At 60.8% G+C, this 15,368-nt stretch carries 17 protein-coding genes; 6 read left to right on the top strand and 11 right to left on the bottom strand.

The window, feature by feature from the left end:
* Positions 1 to 84 precede the first annotated feature (84 nt).
* The 3 genes from C1N62_RS01205 (at position 85) to C1N62_RS01195 (ending at position 2,291) form a co-directional block, all read left to right on the top strand.
* Complete coding sequence (locus C1N62_RS01205) at positions 85 to 1,065, top strand: hydrolase (RefSeq protein WP_137761924.1); 981 nt, start codon at positions 85 to 87, stop codon at positions 1,063 to 1,065.
* Complete coding sequence (locus tag C1N62_RS01200) at positions 1,062 to 1,301, top strand: YheU family protein (RefSeq protein ID WP_137761923.1); 240 nt, start codon at positions 1,062 to 1,064, stop codon at positions 1,299 to 1,301. The genes C1N62_RS01205 and C1N62_RS01200 overlap by 4 nt, the downstream gene beginning before the upstream one ends.
* Before the next feature lie 120 nt (positions 1,302 to 1,421).
* A complete protein-coding gene (locus C1N62_RS01195) occupies positions 1,422 to 2,291 on the top strand; it encodes a phosphoribulokinase (RefSeq protein WP_137761922.1) in 870 nt (289 codons plus the stop codon).
* A 29-nt stretch (positions 2,292 to 2,320) separates the two neighbouring features.
* Here C1N62_RS01195 and C1N62_RS01190 read toward each other — a convergent pair whose 3' ends face one another.
* Positions 2,321 to 2,728, bottom strand: coding sequence for an OsmC family protein (locus tag C1N62_RS01190; protein WP_137761921.1), 408 nt, complete (start codon positions 2,726 to 2,728; stop codon positions 2,321 to 2,323).
* Positions 2,729 to 3,057: 329 nt separating this feature from the next.
* Here C1N62_RS01190 and crp point away from each other — a divergent pair, with 329 nt between their 5' ends.
* Positions 3,058 to 3,690 (top strand): cAMP-activated global transcriptional regulator CRP, encoded by a 633-nt coding sequence (gene crp, locus C1N62_RS01185; protein WP_000242758.1) that lies wholly within the window; start codon positions 3,058 to 3,060, stop codon positions 3,688 to 3,690.
* Positions 3,691 to 3,751: 61 nt separating this feature from the next.
* The gene (locus C1N62_RS01180) at positions 3,752 to 5,869 is read left to right on the top strand and encodes a YccS/YhfK family putative transporter (protein WP_137761920.1); all 2,118 of its coding nucleotides are present in this window, start codon (positions 3,752 to 3,754) and stop codon (positions 5,867 to 5,869) included.
* A gap of 8 nt (positions 5,870 to 5,877) precedes the next feature.
* Here C1N62_RS01180 and C1N62_RS01175 read toward each other — a convergent pair whose 3' ends face one another.
* From C1N62_RS01175 to ppiA, 5 genes are all read right to left on the bottom strand, one after another.
* Complete coding sequence (locus tag C1N62_RS01175; RefSeq protein ID WP_137761919.1) at positions 5,878 to 7,092, bottom strand: aspartate aminotransferase family protein; 1,215 nt, start codon at positions 7,090 to 7,092, stop codon at positions 5,878 to 5,880.
* Between the two features lie 135 nt (positions 7,093 to 7,227).
* Positions 7,228 to 7,803 carry an aminodeoxychorismate synthase component II gene (locus C1N62_RS01170; RefSeq protein WP_137761918.1) on the bottom strand — a complete coding sequence of 192 codons (576 nt, stop codon included), beginning with the start codon at positions 7,801 to 7,803 and terminating at the stop codon, positions 7,228 to 7,230.
* Positions 7,804 to 7,835: 32 nt separating this feature from the next.
* The gene (locus tag C1N62_RS01165; protein WP_137761917.1) at positions 7,836 to 8,438 is read right to left on the bottom strand and encodes a putative adenosine monophosphate-protein transferase Fic; all 603 of its coding nucleotides are present in this window, start codon (positions 8,436 to 8,438) and stop codon (positions 7,836 to 7,838) included.
* Positions 8,428 to 8,598, bottom strand: coding sequence for a YhfG family protein (locus C1N62_RS01160; RefSeq protein WP_370465581.1), 171 nt, complete (start codon positions 8,596 to 8,598; stop codon positions 8,428 to 8,430). Before C1N62_RS01160 ends, C1N62_RS01165 begins: the two co-directional genes overlap by 11 nt.
* 154 nt (positions 8,599 to 8,752) lie before the next feature.
* The gene (ppiA, locus tag C1N62_RS01155) at positions 8,753 to 9,322 is read right to left on the bottom strand and encodes a peptidylprolyl isomerase A (RefSeq protein ID WP_137761916.1); all 570 of its coding nucleotides are present in this window, start codon (positions 9,320 to 9,322) and stop codon (positions 8,753 to 8,755) included.
* Positions 9,323 to 9,673: 351 nt separating this feature from the next.
* On the opposite strand from ppiA, the gene tsgA reads away from it, so the two are divergent.
* A complete protein-coding gene (tsgA, locus tag C1N62_RS01150; protein WP_137761915.1) occupies positions 9,674 to 10,867 on the top strand; it encodes an MFS transporter TsgA in 1,194 nt (397 codons plus the stop codon).
* A 99-nt stretch (positions 10,868 to 10,966) separates the two neighbouring features.
* Here the strand turns inward: tsgA and trpS are convergent, their stop codons facing one another.
* The 5 genes from trpS to C1N62_RS01125 all read right to left on the bottom strand — a co-directional run bounded on the left by trpS (position 10,967) and on the right by C1N62_RS01125 (position 15,261).
* Entirely contained in the window at positions 10,967 to 11,971 is a 1,005-nt protein-coding gene (gene trpS, locus C1N62_RS01145) for a tryptophan--tRNA ligase (RefSeq protein ID WP_137761914.1), read from the bottom strand.
* 1 nt (position 11,972) lies between these two features.
* On the bottom strand, positions 11,973 to 12,671 hold the full coding sequence (locus tag C1N62_RS01140) for a phosphoglycolate phosphatase (protein WP_137761913.1): 699 nt from the start codon (positions 12,669 to 12,671) through the stop codon (positions 11,973 to 11,975).
* Positions 12,664 to 13,341, bottom strand: a complete 678-nt coding sequence (gene rpe / locus C1N62_RS01135; RefSeq protein WP_137761912.1) for a ribulose-phosphate 3-epimerase — start codon at positions 13,339 to 13,341, stop codon at positions 12,664 to 12,666. The genes C1N62_RS01140 and rpe overlap by 8 nt, the downstream gene beginning before the upstream one ends.
* A gap of 69 nt (positions 13,342 to 13,410) precedes the next feature.
* On the bottom strand, positions 13,411 to 14,235 hold the full coding sequence (dam, locus tag C1N62_RS01130) for an adenine-specific DNA-methyltransferase (RefSeq protein ID WP_137761911.1): 825 nt from the start codon (positions 14,233 to 14,235) through the stop codon (positions 13,411 to 13,413).
* Between the two features lie 81 nt (positions 14,236 to 14,316).
* Positions 14,317 to 15,261, bottom strand: coding sequence for an SPOR domain-containing protein (locus C1N62_RS01125; protein WP_137761910.1), 945 nt, complete (start codon positions 15,259 to 15,261; stop codon positions 14,317 to 14,319).
* Positions 15,262 to 15,368: the final 107 nt, after the last annotated feature.

Raw genomic sequence — 15,368 nt, 5'->3', positions numbered from 1 at the left:
GCGATATGATAATCTTCACCCAGCCGCTGACGGCGTGATAACCCCCACTGTCCATCCTGACCCATGAAGAAAACGATGTCCGCCATGCACGATACTTTTCAGGCCATGCGCGGGGCGCGTAACCCGCACCTGCAAACGCTACTGCCCCGCCTCTACCGGCGGCAGGCGCTCCTCCAGCCGCACTGGCAGCGGCTGGAACTGCCGGACGGCGATTTCGTCGATCTGGCCTGGAGCGAGCCGCCCGAGCAGGCGGTCGGCAAGCCGCGCGTGGTGCTGTTCCACGGGCTGGAGGGGAGTTTCTACAGCCCCTATGCCCACGGCCTGCTCCACGCCTGGCAGCAGCGCGGCTGGCTGGGCGTGGTGATGCACTTCCGGGGCTGCAGCGGCGAGGCCAATCGCCTGCAACGCATCTACCACTCCGGCGAAACCGAGGATGCGCGCTTCTTCCTGCGCTGGCTGGAGGAGCAGCACGGCCCGGCGCCGACGGCGGCGGTGGGCGTCTCGCTCGGCGGCAATATGCTGGCCTGCTATCTGGGCGAGGAGGGCGAGCGCGCACGGCTGGCCGCAGCGGTGGTGGTTTCGGCACCGCTGATGCTGGAGCCTTGCTCACAGCGGCTGGAGCAGGGCTTCTCGCGCGTTTACCAACGCTATTTGCTTGAGCAGCTCAAGCGCAACGCCGCCCGCAAGCTTCAGGCCTACCCGAATACCCTGCCGGTCAACCTCCAGCAGCTAAAGGGCCTGAAGCGGCTACGCGACTTTGATGACGCCATCACCGCGCGCGCCCACGGTTTTGACGACGCGCTCGACTACTATCGCCGTTGCAGCGCGATGCCGCTGCTGCCGCGCATCACCACCCCCTTGCTGATCATCCATGCCAAGGATGATCCCTTTATGACCGACGCGGTGATCCCCGATGCCGGCCAGCTCCCTGCCAACGTCCAGTACCAGTTGACGGAGCATGGCGGCCATGTCGGTTTTGTCAGCGGCACCCTGAAGCGGCCGCAAATGTGGCTGGAGCACCGTATCCCGGCCTGGCTGTCCCCCTATCTGGAGCCTGAAGCATGATTATTCCCTGGAAAGAACTCGACAGCGACACCCTGAGCAACCTGATTGAGGCGTTTGTCCTGCGCGAGGGCACTGATTACGGCGAACATGAACGGACGCTGGAGCAGAAGGTCGAAGATGTACGCCGCCAGTTAAAAAGTGGTGAAGTGGTGCTGGTATGGTCGGAGCTGCATGAGTCGGTCAATATCATGCCGCGCAACCAGTTCCGTGGCGATCGGGGCGAGCAGGCCGAGTGACCAAGGCTGAGTGACCGAGGGCCTGCCCCCTAGGCGCATTCGCATAATTATGGTAACTCTATAATTAATTATGCTGATTGCACGGTATGCAGGCATCACCTCTCACGGAGTCTTGAAACTATGTCAGCCCAACACCCGGTCATCGCCGTCACTGGCTCCAGCGGAGCCGGCACCACCACCACCAGCCTGGCGTTCCGCAAAATCTTCCAGCAACTGAACATCCGCGCCGCCGAGGTGGAGGGCGACAGCTTCCACCGCTACACCCGGCCAGAGATGGACATGGCGATCCGCAAGGCGCGCGACCTGGGCCGGCACGTCAGCTACTTTGGCCCGGAGGCCAATGACTTCGGCCTGCTGGAGCAGACCTTCATCCAGTATGGGCGTGAGGGCAACGGGCAGGCGCGCAAGTACCTGCACACCTATGACGAGGCGGTGCCCTACAATCAGGTGCCGGGCACCTTCACCCCCTGGCACCCGCTGCCGGAGGAGACCGACGTGCTGTTCTACGAGGGGCTGCATGGCGGGGTAGTGACTGAGCACCACGACGTGGCGCGGCATGTGGATCTGCTGGTCGGCGTGGTGCCGATCGTCAATCTGGAGTGGATCCAGAAGCTGATCCGCGACACCAATGAGCGCGGCCACTCGCGCGAGGCGGTGATGGACTCGGTGGTACGGTCGATGGAGGATTACATCAACTACATCACGCCGCAGTTCTCCCGCACCCATATCAACTTCCAGCGCGTGCCGACGGTGGACACCTCCAACCCGTTTGCCGCCAAGGCGATCCCCTCGCTGGATGAGAGTCTGGTGGTGATCCATTTCCGCGGGCTGGGGGCGATCGATTTCCCCTATCTGCTAGCTATGCTGCAAGGCTCATTTATTTCCCATATCAATACATTAGTGGTGCCGGGCGGCAAAATGGGGCTGGCGATGGAGTTGATCATGGCACCGCTGGTGCAGCGGCTGCTGGAGGGGAAAATCATCAAGTAAACGGGGGCGGCGGGCCGCCCCCCTGGGCGTCACTCGACGCTGACAATCTCAAAGCTATGGGTCACTGACGCGGCCTTGCCCAGCATCAGCGACACCGAGCAGTACTTCTCTGCCGAGAGGTTGACGGCGCGCTCCACGCTCTTCTCCGTCAGCCCCTTGCCGCTCACCACAAAGTGCAGGTTGATGTGCGTAAAGGTGCGCGGCACCTCGTCGCGGCGCTCTGAGGTCAGGCGCACCTCACAGTCGCGCACATCCTGCCGCGCCTTCTGTAGGATGGAGACCACATCAATCGCGCTACAGCCGCCCACGGACATCAGCACCATCTCCATCGGGCTGGGTGCCTTGTCACCGGCATTGCCATCCATCAAGATCTGGTGACCCGACGCGGACTCCCCCAGAAACGTCAGCCCTTCCACCCACTTTACCCGTGCCTGCATAGCCTCACCCTCCGATTATTTTCTGAAAATAGCCTAACCCCTCGCAGCCAAACAGGCAATCGGGCCGATCTTCATCATGCTGAAGCGAGACAACAGAAGACACTCGGTTCAGGCTGTGATAAAACAAACCCGAAACAAAATGTTCTGTATGGAGCAAGGTCAGGTTTTCAATGGAACGACGAGGCCGCCGTTTGGCGACTTTTCAGCCTCCGCCTTGCAGCATTATCAGACAGTTAATACTCTTGAAAGAGGCGTATTTTCAAAACGCCGTACAGGGAACTCTGAGCCCTGTGATTTTGGGCAGCGATTACAACAGAGGATAAAAGCAAATGGTTCTCGGCAAACCGCAAACAGACCCTACTCTCGAATGGTTCCTGTCTCACTGCCATATTCATAAATACCCTTCCAAAAGTACGCTGATTCACCAGGGTGAAAAGGCTGAAACGCTCTACTACATCGTGAAAGGTTCGGTCGCCGTGCTGATCAAGGATGAAGAGGGCAAAGAGATGATCCTCTCCTACCTCAACCAAGGGGATTTCATCGGCGAGCTTGGCCTGTTCGAAGAGGGCCAGGAGCGCAGCGCGTGGGTACGCGCCAAAACGGCTTGTGAAGTGGCGGAGATCTCCTACAAGAAATTCCGTCAGCTGATCCAGGTCAACCCGGACATCCTGATGCGCCTCTCCTCCCAGATGGCGCGCCGCCTGCAAGTTACCTCCGAAAAGGTGGGCAACCTCGCCTTCCTGGATGTGACTGGCCGTATCGCCCAGACCCTGCTCAATCTGGCGAAACAGCCTGATGCCATGACCCACCCCGATGGTATGCAGATCAAGATTACCCGCCAGGAGATTGGCCAAATCGTGGGTTGCTCCCGCGAAACCGTCGGCCGCATCCTGAAAATGCTGGAAGATCAGAACCTGATCTCCGCCCACGGCAAAACGATTGTCGTCTACGGCACCCGTTAATCCCGGATCAACACGGCGCAGCTGCGGCCCCCCGCACTGCGCCGTTCTTCCCTGATTGAACATGTGGCGCCGCCTTATTTACCATCCTGAAGTCAACTACGCCCTGCGGCAAACGCTGGTGCTCTGCCTGCCTGCGGCCATCGCGCTGCTGTTCGGCCAGCTCCAGGTCGGCTTGCTCTTCTCACTGGTGCCCGCCTGCTGCAACATCGCCGGTCTCGACACGCCCCATCGGCGCTATGTAAAACGTCTGGCCATTGGCGGCACGCTGTTCGCCGGATGCAGCCTGATACTGCAACTGCTCTTGCTCTACGCCCACTGGCCGCTGCCGCTGATTTTGCTGGCGCTGGCGCTGCTGCTCGGCGTGACAGGCGAGCTCAGCCCGCTGCATGGCCGGCTGCTCAACGGCACGCTGGTGGCGGCCATCTTTACCCTCAGCATGGCTGGCACCACGCCGCTCTGGCAGGCGCCGGGGCTATTCCTGCTCGGCACGCTCTGGTATGGGCTGTTTACCTGGGGCTGGTTCCGGCTGTGGAAAGAGCAGCCGATGCGTGAATCGCTCAGCCTGCTCTACCGCGAACTGGGTGACTACGTTGAGGCCAAGTACAGCCTGCTGACCCAGCATCTGGATCCAGACACTGCCCTCCCCCCGCTGCTCAAACGCCAGCAGAAGGTGATGGACTTGATTGTGCAGGTCTACCAGCAACTGCATATGCTCTCCGGCGAACGCCACCCGCACTATCGGCGGCTGTTCCGCGCCTTTCAGGTAGCGCTCGATCTCCAGGAGCACATTACCGTCAGCCTGCACCAGCCAGAGGAGGTGCAGAAACTGGTGGCGCAGAGCCAGGCAGAGGCAATTATCCGCCGCAATGCGGAGGTGATCGCCAAGCGGCTGCGGATGATTGCCGATGACCTGCTCTACCACCGCCGCTCCGCCCGCTTTGAGATGGGCGGCGAACTGGCGGCGCTGGAGAAGATTGCCAACCGCTACCCTGATAATCCGGTCGGCCAGTTCTGCTACTACCACTTCAGCCGCATCGCGCGCCTGCTGCACACCCAGCGGCCGCTCTATCGCCGCAACCTGATGGAGAGCCGCAACCGCCTGCCCTTCTGGCCAGCGCTGAAGCGCTACCTCTCCTGGCGCTCGATGTCACTGCGCAACGCCGCACGTGTCGGCGTGATGCTGGCGCTCGGCAGCTCGATTGGCCTGTTCTTTGACCTGCCGAAACCCTATTGGGTGCTGCTCACCGCGCTGCTGGTGATCCAGAACGGCTACAACGCCACCCGCGTGCGCATCCAGCACCGGGCCATCGGCACGTTAGCCGGGCTGGTGCTGGCCGCCGGTGTACTGCACCTGCAACTGCCGCAGGCCGCAATGCTGGGCCTGATGGTGTTAATCATGCTGGCCGCCTATCTGGTGCTGCGCAATAACTACGGGCTGGGCATGGTGGGGCTGACCATCACGGCGGTCTATACGCTGCAACTGGTGACGCAAAATGGCGCCAACTTCCTGATCCCACGGCTGGTAGACACGCTGATTGGCTGCGCGCTGGCCTTCGGCAGCACCATCTGGCTCTGGCCGCAGTGGCAGAGTGGCAAGCTGCGCGACAATGCCTGGCAGGCGCTGGAAGCCTATCAGGAGGCGATCCGCCTGCTGCTCAGCGCCGATCCAGACCCGGCAAAGCTGGCCTATACCCGCATCATGGCCAATCAGGCGCACAACACCCTCTACACCGCCCTCAATCAGGCGATGCAGGAGCCGGGCTTCAACTCCCACTACCTGACTGACATGCGGCTCTGGGTGATGCACAGCCAGTCGATTGTTGAGCACCTGAACGCGATGACCATTCTGGCGCGCGATCACTACATGCTGACCCCGGCGCTGGCGCAGGAGTATTTGGAAACCTGTGAGATTGCGCTCCAGAGCTGCCAGCAGCGGCTGATGTATGACGGCCCGGCCGACGGCAGCCCCTCGTCAGGGCCGATGTTCCGTGCGCCGGACAGCGCGCCGGAGATGCCAGTGACCGAGATGGAGCGCCCGTTGCGCCGCATCCTCTCCCATCTCAGCGCGATGAACACCATCTCCAGCCTGGCCTGGCGACAGCGCCCGCACCACGGCATCTGGCTGGCGCGCCGCGTGAGGCGCGATCAAAAAAGCCGCCCGGAGGCGGCTTCAGAGTAGAGGGGAATTTAACCCGCCAGCGTGGCGATGGCCTTCTCCAGCCGCGCCATGCCCTCATGGATGTCATCAAACTCGATCACCAGCGACGGCGCAAAACGCAGCACATTCGGCCCGGCGTTGAGCATCATCAGCCCCTGCTCCGCCGCGGCCGTCAGTATATCGCGGGCCTTGTTCTGGTACGGCTCGCTTAGCTCTGCGCCCAGCAACAGCCCCATGCCGCGCACCTCTTTGAAGATCGCATACTTCTGGTTGATCGCCTCCAGCGCCTTCAGGAAGTGCTGGCGACGCTCCTCAATGCCCGCCAACACCTGCGGGGTGTTGATGGTATCCAATGCCGCCTCAGCCACCGCGCAGGCCAGCGGGTTGCCGCCGTAGGTGGTGCCGTGGGTGCCGACCGTCATTGCCGAGGCGATCTCCTCGGTGGTCAGCATCGCGCTGACCGGGAAACCGCCCCCCAGCGCCTTGGCGGTGGTCAGGATGTCCGGCGTCACGCCGTAGTGCATGTAGCTGAAGAGCTGGCCGCTCCGGCCCATGCCACTCTGCACCTCATCAAACACCAGCAGTGCCTGATGCTGGTCACAGAGCGCGCGCAACCCTTGCAGGAACGCAGCGTCTGCGGGTGTCACGCCGCCCTCGCCCTGAATCGGCTCCACCACGATGGCGCAAGTGTGGTCGTCAATGACCGCTTTCACCGCATCAAGATCGTTGTAAGGCACATGGACGATGTCCGCCGGTTTCGGGCCGAAGCCGTCGGAGTACTTGGGCTGGCCGCCCACCGACACGGTAAACAGCGTGCGGCCGTGGAAGGCATTGTGGAACGCGATGATTTTGCTCTTGTAAGGGCTATGGCGGTGGGAGGCGTAGTAGCGCGCCAGCTTGAAGGCGGCCTCGTTAGCCTCTGCCCCGGAGTTGGCGAAAAAGACACGCTCGGCGAAGGTGGCGTCAATCAGCTTCTGCGCCAGACGCAGCGCCGGCTCATTGGTGAAGACGTTGCTGACGTGCCAGAGCGTTTCGCCCTGCTGGTGCAGCGCCGCCACCAGCGCCGGGTGGCAGTGGCCAAGCGCGGTCACCGCGATGCCGCCAGCGAAGTCCACATACTCCTTGCCCTGCTGATCCCAGACCCGGCTGCCCTTGCCCTTCACCGGAATGAACTGTGCCGGTGCATAAACAGGCAAAATCACCTGATCAAACGTGTCACGACCCACTGCTGATTTATCTGTCATACCGCTCTCCCTCTGCCATCAGACCAGCCGCCACGACCCGATGCCGCCACAGCCCATGAAATTATAATCAGGAAATATGCATAATAAATCACTTACAGGCAACCGGAAATCGCCTGCGGCGGCAAATTGTTGCCGTCAGCGGGCGAGGAAGTTGCCCAGCAGCTGCAAACCCTGTTCGCTCAGGATGCTCTCTGGGTGGAACTGCACCCCCTCCAGCGGCAGCGTGCGGTGGCGGATGCCCATGATCTCATCCTGCGCGCCGTCGCGCTCCGTCCAGGCGGTGACGCGGAAGCAGTCGGGCAGGCTCGGTGGATCAATCACCAGCGAGTGGTAGCGGGTAACGGTCAACGGCTGGTTGAGCGACTGGAACACCCCTTCGCCATCATGGCGGATGGGCGAGGTCTTGCCATGCATCACCTGCCGGGCGCGGACAATGCGCGCGCCGAAGCTCTGGGCCATCGCCTGATGCCCAAGGCAGACGCCCAGAATCGGCAGCTTACCGGCAAAGTGGCGGATGGCGGCCAGCGAAATGCCCGCCTCATCCGGCGTGCAGGGGCCGGGCGAGATCACCAACTGCGCCGGTGCCAGCCGGGCGATGCCATCCAGGTCAATGTGGTCGTTGCGGATAACCTGTACCTCAGCGCCGAGCTGGCAGAAATATTGGTACAGGTTATAGGTGAAGGAGTCGTAGTTATCGATCAACAGCAGCATGGGCAGATCCGGCAGAACATCACCGGGCAATTCTACTCATTTTCGCCGGGTTCGCTCACGACTTTATTGAAAATGGCGGTCAAATCGCTGAGATCGCCAAACGCCGCCTTCTCATTGGCCGCTACCCAGCCCTCATGATCCGCGCGCGACCAGTCAATGACATAGCCGGCGTGAATCACTAATTGTTCAAAGAAGATGCGTTGCGCCCGGCCATTGCCCTCGCGGAACGGGTGCAGCACGTTCAACTCGCAGTAGTAGTACGCCAGCCGCTCCACCAGTTTGTCACGTGGCAGGTCAGCCAGGTACTCCTCATCCTCCAGCGCCTGCATCAGCGCGTTGCCCTCTTTCTCAATGTAGGCGAAGTGACAGAAGCGGGTATCCTGCTTATAGATATCCATTTCGCGCAACTCGCCAGCCCACTCATAGAGATCCTGGAACAGCGTCTGGTGGATGGCGCAGAGGTGCGGTAGCCCGCACTCGCGCGGCCCGAGCGGGATGGTCGCGGCGCGCAGTGGCGTCAGCGCCAGTTCCGCCTCCAGCAGGGTGGCGGCCTTGCGGATGCCCAGCTTGTTTTTCAGTACCTGGGAGTTGGCATAGAGATAGGGATCGGCGCCATCGCCAAATTTATCGTTCATAGTTGGCCCTCACTTCCTCCAGACGCGCCAGTGCCTCGTCGGCGGGCAGCGTGACCGCCTTAATCTGGTGGCCATCAAGGGCCGTGCTTGCCTGAAAATTGGCATTTTTCCGCTGATCAAACAGCTTCTCTTTTTGCCTGAGCGTCATCTTTTTCGCCACGGTAGACCTCCTTTTGGCCGGTTAATGCGTCCGGTAAGGGCAGGCACTGTTTCGCCTGCCTGCGGCTAAGTATAGACATTGGCATTCGGGACGCAGGGCGACGGATAAAAGGTCGGGGCGAAACGGGGCCAGCCACGGCTGGCCCCGCTGCGGGTTAAGGCAGGATTTTGGCGGAAAGCAGGGTGATTGGTTTGGAAGGCACATTCTGGTAAGGGCCGACGTTTTCGGTCTTCACCTGGGAGATCTTGTCTACCACGTCCATCCCCTTGACCACCTTGCCAAATACGGCGTAGCCAAAATCGCGCTGGCCATGATCCAGGAAGGCGTTGTCCGCCACGTTGATAAAGAATTGGCTGGTGGCGCTGTCTTTATCGGCGGTACGCGCCATGGCGATGGTGCCGCGCAGGTTGCGCAGGCCGTTGTCCGCCTCATTCTTGATCGGGGCGTTGGTGATCTTCTGCTGCATGTCAGCGGTGAAGCCGCCGCCCTGAACCATAAAACCTGGGATCACGCGATGAAAAAGGGTGTTGTTATAGTAACCACTCTGGACGTAATCGACGAAATTCTTCACGGAAACCGGGGCTTTCTGGCTGTCCAGCTCCAGCTCAATATTTCCCGCTGACGTGGTAAGCATGACGTGTGTCTCGCCTGCGGCCTGCGCCAATGGGGCAAGCGCCGTCAGGGAAAACAGCGTGGCAAAAGCCACTAAAGTACGTTTGAACATGAACGGGTTCCTTTTTCCGGGTACAAACAACACAAACGCGTTGATTCTAAAGAGGCCCCCAAAGGGGCGCCAGCGCTTTACCTTTATTTACTTTAACAAAAGGTGACGGCCAGCGTGTCGCCGCCTGACACGACCGGCTGGGAACCGATGCAGGGTTATCGTTTGCCTGCACAAAATTGGCGACATTTGGCAAAGCTTTGCCATTTATTGCAGCTATTACACAAGAAGTAAGATATGCATCACAAATAATTCGCTGCCCTGTGTTACGATTCTGCGCTTCACGCCTGATCTCTCAGGCGGATTGCCAGTTCCCCCCACATTTTTACGTTTAACTGACAACCAGGCACGTCTATGACTAACAGCAATCGAATCAGGCTCACATGGATTAGTTTCTTCTCCTACGCGCTTACCGGCGCATTGGTAATTGTCACCGGGATGGTGATGGGAAATATCGCGCAGTACTTCAACCTGCCGGTTTCCAGCATGAGTAACACCTTCACCTTCTTAAACGCCGGTATCCTGGTGTCCATTTTCCTCAACGCCTGGCTGATGGAGATCATCGCCCTGAAGCGCCAGCTGATCTTCGGCTTTGTGCTGATGCTGGTGGCGATTGTCGGCCTGATGAACAGCCATAGCCTGGCGGTCTTCTCTGGCTGCATGTTTATCCTTGGCGTGGTCAGCGGCATCACCATGTCGATCGGTACCTTCCTGATCACCCACCTGTATGAGGGTCGCCAGCGCGGTTCGCGCCTGCTGTTCACCGACTCCTTCTTCAGTATGGCTGGCACCCTGTTCCCGATCATCGCCGCCGCCCTGCTGGCACGCAGCATTGCTTGGTACTGGGTCTACGCCTGCATCGGTGTGCTCTATATCGCCATCTTCATCCTGACGCTGGTGTCGGAGTTCCCGAAACTGGGCAACGACGCGCCGAAGTCCGTGCAATCCGTGAAGAAAGAGAAGTGGGGCATTGGCGTGCTGTTCCTCTCCATCGCCGCCCTGTGCTACATCCTTGGCCAGCTTGGCTTTATCCAGTGGGTACCGACCTACGCCGCCAAGCAGTTCAACATGGACATCACCCAAGCCGGTAGTCTGGTGAGCAACTTCTGGACGGCGTACATGGTGGGCATGTGGGTCTTCAGCGTGGTGCTGCGCTTCTTTGATCTGCAACGCATCGTCACCGTGCTGGCGGGTGCCTCGACCCTGCTGATGTACCTGTTCATCAGCACCTCTGACGCCTCGATGCTGCACTACACCATTCTGGGTCTGGGCTTTGTCTCCAGTGCCATCTACACCACGCTGATCACCCTCGGCTCCCAACAGACCAAGGTGTCGTCGCCGAAACTGGTGAACTTCATCCTGACCTGCGGCACCGTCGGCACCATGCTGACCTTCGTGGTGACCGGCCCGATCGTTGCCAAAAGCGGCGAGCACGCGGCACTGGCGACCGCCAACAGCCTCTATCTGGTGGTCTTCGTGATGTGCCTGCTGCTTGGTTTCGTGACCAAGCACCGCCAGCACGGCCACACGGCGGAAGCCAGCCACTAAGGCCATCGCTTCCCCAGCAAGGGCGCCTCAGGGCGCCCTTTTCTATTTTGCGGGCATAAAAAAACCGCCGGAAGCGGCGGTTTTTAGCAGATGGTCCAGTTACGGCTGGGCGACAAAGCCGATGGCGTCATAGACGCGCGTCAGCGTCTCCTGCGCACGGGCACGCGCCTTGGCTGCGCCATCACGCATGATCTGTTGCAGCAGCGCCTCGTTATCGCGGAAGTGGTGGTAGCGCGCCTGCAGGTCGGTCAGCATCCCGGAGACGGCATCCGCCACCGCGCCCTTCAGGTGGCCATACATCAGCCCCTCGAACTCCTTCTCCAGCTCAGCCACCGGCTTGCCGGTCACGCCAGAGAGAATGTCCAGCAGGTTGGAGACGCCCGCCTTGTTGGCGACGTCATAACGCACCACTGGCGGCTCATCGGAGTCGGTCATCGCACGCTTGATCTTCTTCGCCACGGCTTTCGGGTCTTCCAGCAGGCCGATGACGTTGTTGCGGTTGTCATCGGACTTGGACATCTTCTTGGTCGGCTCCTGCAACGACATCACGCGCGCGCCAGATTTCGGAATGAACGGCTCCGGCACCTTGAAGATATCGCCATACAGCGCGTTGAAGCGCGCCGCCACGTCACGGCTCAGCTCCAGATGCTGCTTTTGGTCTTCCCCCACCGGCACCTGATTGGTCTGGTAGAGCAGGATATCCGCCGCCATCAGCACCGGGTAGTCAAACAGGCCAGCGTTGATGTTCTCGGCATAGCGCGTTGACTTGTCCTTGAACTGGGTCATGCGGCTCAGCTCGCCAAAGTAGCTGTAGCAGTTCAGTACCCAGCTCAGCTGCGTGTGCTCCGGCACATGGGACTGGACAAAGATGGTGCTCTTTTCCGGGTCGATGCCGCAGGCCAGGTAGAGCGCCAGCGTATCCAGCGTGGCCTTGCGCAGCGCGTTGGCGTCCTGGCGCACCGTGATGGCGTGCAGGTCAACGATGCAGTAGATGCACTCATACTCATCCTGCATGGTTACCCACTGACGCAGCGCACCCATGTAGTTACCAATGGTCAGTTCACCGGACGGCTGCGCGCCGCTGAATACGATGGGCTTACTCATGTTATGCTTCCTGATTCTTGAATGATGACAGCCCAAGAGTGGGCAACAAATCGGCAAAATGGTCGATGACGCAGTCAGGCTGGCTCAGCGCAATCGGCTCACCGTAGTTATAGCCATAGCTCAGCGCAATCGCCGGGCAGCCGGCCGCCTTGGCCGCCTGAATATCATTGCGCGAGTCGCCAACAAACGCCATCTCCGACGCCCGTACCCCCAGCTTGCCCAGCATCAGATAGAGCGGGGCCGGGTGCGGCTTCTTCGCCACTACGTCATCGCCACCGATAACCAGCGAGAAGTACTCCGCGATGCCCAGTGCCTGCAACAGCGGCGCGACAAAGGGCGTGGGCTTGTTGGTGATGATGCCAAGCGGCAGGCCGCTACGCGCCAGCTGCGCCAGGGTGTCACGCACGCCCGGAAAGAGCTGGCTGCCCGACTCGGCAGTCTGGGCGTAAAAGTGGTCAAAACGGGCGCGCAGCGCGGCCAGCTCGTGGCCGCCCTCACCCTGCGTCGCCCAGTGGAGCGCGCGCTCCACCAGCACATCCGCGCCATTGCCGATCCAGGTGCTGACGCGAGCCTCGCCGGCGGCCGGCAGCCCGGCCTCCGCCAGCGCATGGTCAATCGCCTGCGCCAGCCCCGGCGCGCTGTGGATCAGCGTGCCATCCAGATCGAACGCCAGCGCGCGCAAGCCGCTGAAATCAGCCATGGGCCACCTTCGCCAGTTCACCACGCATCTGCTCAATCACTTCACGGTAATCCGGCGCGTTGAAGATGGCGGAGCCAGCGACAAACATGTCCGCGCCCGCGGCGGCGATCTCGCCGATGTTCTCCACCTTCACGCCGCCGTCCACTTCCAGCCGGATGTCAAAACCGCTCTCATCAATGCGGCGGCGCACTTGGCGCAGCTTGTCCAGCGTATGGTGGATGAAGGACTGGCCGCCGAAACCGGGGTTAACAGACATCAGCAGGATCACGTCCAGCTTGTCCATCACATAATCCAGGTAGCTCAGCGGGGTGGCCGGGTTGAACACCAGACCAGCCTTGCAACCATGATCCTTGATCAGTTGCAGGGTGCGGTCGATATGCTCGGAGGCTTCTGGGTGGAAGGAGATGTAGCTGGCACCAGCGGCAGCGAAATCCGGCACCAGACGGTCTACCGGCTTCACCATCAGGTGAACGTCAATCGGGGCGGTAATGCCATAGTTGCGCAGTGCCTGGCAGACTGCCGGGCCGATGGTCAGGTTAGGGACGTAGTGGTTGTCCATCACGTCAAAGTGCACCACGTCAGCGCCGGCAGCCAGCACCTTCGCCGTATCCTCACCCAGTCGGGCAAAGTCTGCCGACAAAATCGACGGCGCAATCAAAAACTGTTTCATCCGCATCTCCAAACGGTAGGGGTTAATCGTCATTGGGATCGCGACACACCCGGCGGAACCGCGCTCCCCTTAGCGTTTATACAGTGCCAAAAGCTCATCCACTTTGCTACGCCCGAATCCATTGCTGCTGATGGTGCGCCGCACCTGCACCACGTGCATCTCCGCCGCCTGTTGATACCAGTCACGCGTTAGTGCCGTATCATGGTTGGAGATCAGCACCGGGATCTGCCGCTCATCGGCCAGGTGGTTCGCCAGCCGCGCCAGCTCCTGCTGGTCTGCCATATCAAACCCATTGGTGTGGTAGGCCGTAAAGTTGGAGGTGGCGGAGAGCGGCGCATAGGGCGGATCGCAATAGACCACGGCCCCCGGTTGGGCATTGGTCAGGGTCTGCGTGTAGCTTTCACAGACGAACGTGGCGTTGCGCTCATTGGCCTTGCGGGCAAAGAACTCCAGCTCGTCCTGCGGGAAGTAGGGCCGCTTGTAGCGCCCAAACGGCACGTTGAACTCGCCACTCAGGTTATAACGGCACAGGCCGTTGTAGCAATGGCGGTTCAGGTAGAGGAACAGCTGCGCCCGCTCATAGGGGTCACGGCTGAGGTTGAACTGCGTGCGCAACCGGTAGAACGCGTCGGCATTGTTGAACTCGTCGCTGAAGAGCTCGCGGGCATCCCGCACGAAGTCGTCGGTACGTGTCTTGACGATGTTGTACAGGTTGATCAGGTCACTGTTGATATCCGCCAGGATATAGGCGTCATAATCTGTATTGAGGAACACAGAGCCTGCGCCGACAAAGGGTTCAATCAGGCAGTCGCCTGCGGGCAGGTGGCGTTTGATCTCCTCAATCAGGGGATACTTGCCACCAGCCCATTTTAAAAACGCGCGGTTCTTCTTCATGCCGTCGGTTAGCTACTTATACAATTCAGAGCCGCGGATTGTACTCTAGTTTCAGACAGCACATCAGCGCACAACTAAGGTTTATTTCTTCAGGTCCTGCTGTACCTGGCGTACAGGCTTGACCCACGGTTTCTTGGCTTGCACGTCCGCTGGCAGACGGGCGATGGCCTGCTTGGCTTCCGCCGAGGAGGCATAGTTGCCGCTGATCAGGACATACCACGGTTTGCCGTCACGGGTGGTCTGGTAGACCTGGTAGTGGGTCAGCTTCTGCTGGCGTGCGAAGGCATTCAGCGTATCCGAACGGGAGGCGCTGCTCAGCTGCAAGGTGTAGTGGCTGGCAGGCGCGCCCTGGATCGCGCCACCGCTGGCGACAATGCCACCGGAAGCGGCGCTGCTGCTACGCGCCGGGGCGCTTTTCGCTGGCGCGCTCTGCGGCGCGGCGGCATGGCTCTGCGGGCGGCTATGGGTGGCGGCCGGCTTGGCCGGGGCCACTTGCGGTGCTGGGGCGACGGCGGAAGGTGCCAGCGTCGCTGGATCTGTCGGCAGGGTAGAACCACCCTGCACCATCCCACCGGAGGCGGCATTCACCTGATCCTGCTGCTGGGAGAGGGCATCGGTCATGTTGCCCGGCAGATCGACGCGCTGCTGGTCAGCCGGGGCCTGCACCGGTTCGGCCTGTGTCGGGGTCGAGGCAATGGGCGGCACGCTAATGTCCTGCGGCTGGCCGCTGGCCGGGGCGTTGGCGGCGGCAGACGACGCACTGCCATTCTCCGTAGGGTTGCCACCCAAGGTAATCTCTTTTGCGTTGCCGGCCTGCTGGCTGGACTCCTGCGGCGTCGGGGCCTTCAGGGCGGAGCCGATGCCGAGGATCAGCAACACCAGCACCAGAATGCCAATGGCAATCATCAAGTGCTGGCGCGAGATGGCAAAACGGGGGGCTTGTGAGCGGGAGGCAGAGCGCCGGCGGGTGGAGCGGCGGTCGCTGGTATCCGGTTTCAGGTCGTCTTCGGTGTTAAACTCATCCATCGTCATCCTCCAACTCAGAGGTAAAAGCCTGGCCGCTGGCGGGCCGGCTGATTAACCTGTGTGCGTTATCATGAAACCCGCCAGAATGGCGGGCATACCGGTAAGGG

This window comes from Nissabacter sp. SGAir0207, assembly GCF_005491205.1.
In the GTDB taxonomy this organism is placed as follows: Bacteria; Pseudomonadota; Gammaproteobacteria; order Enterobacterales; family Enterobacteriaceae; genus Chimaeribacter.
The sequence above is the reverse complement of the archived record's forward strand: the minus strand, read 5'-3'. Positions and strand labels throughout refer to the sequence as shown.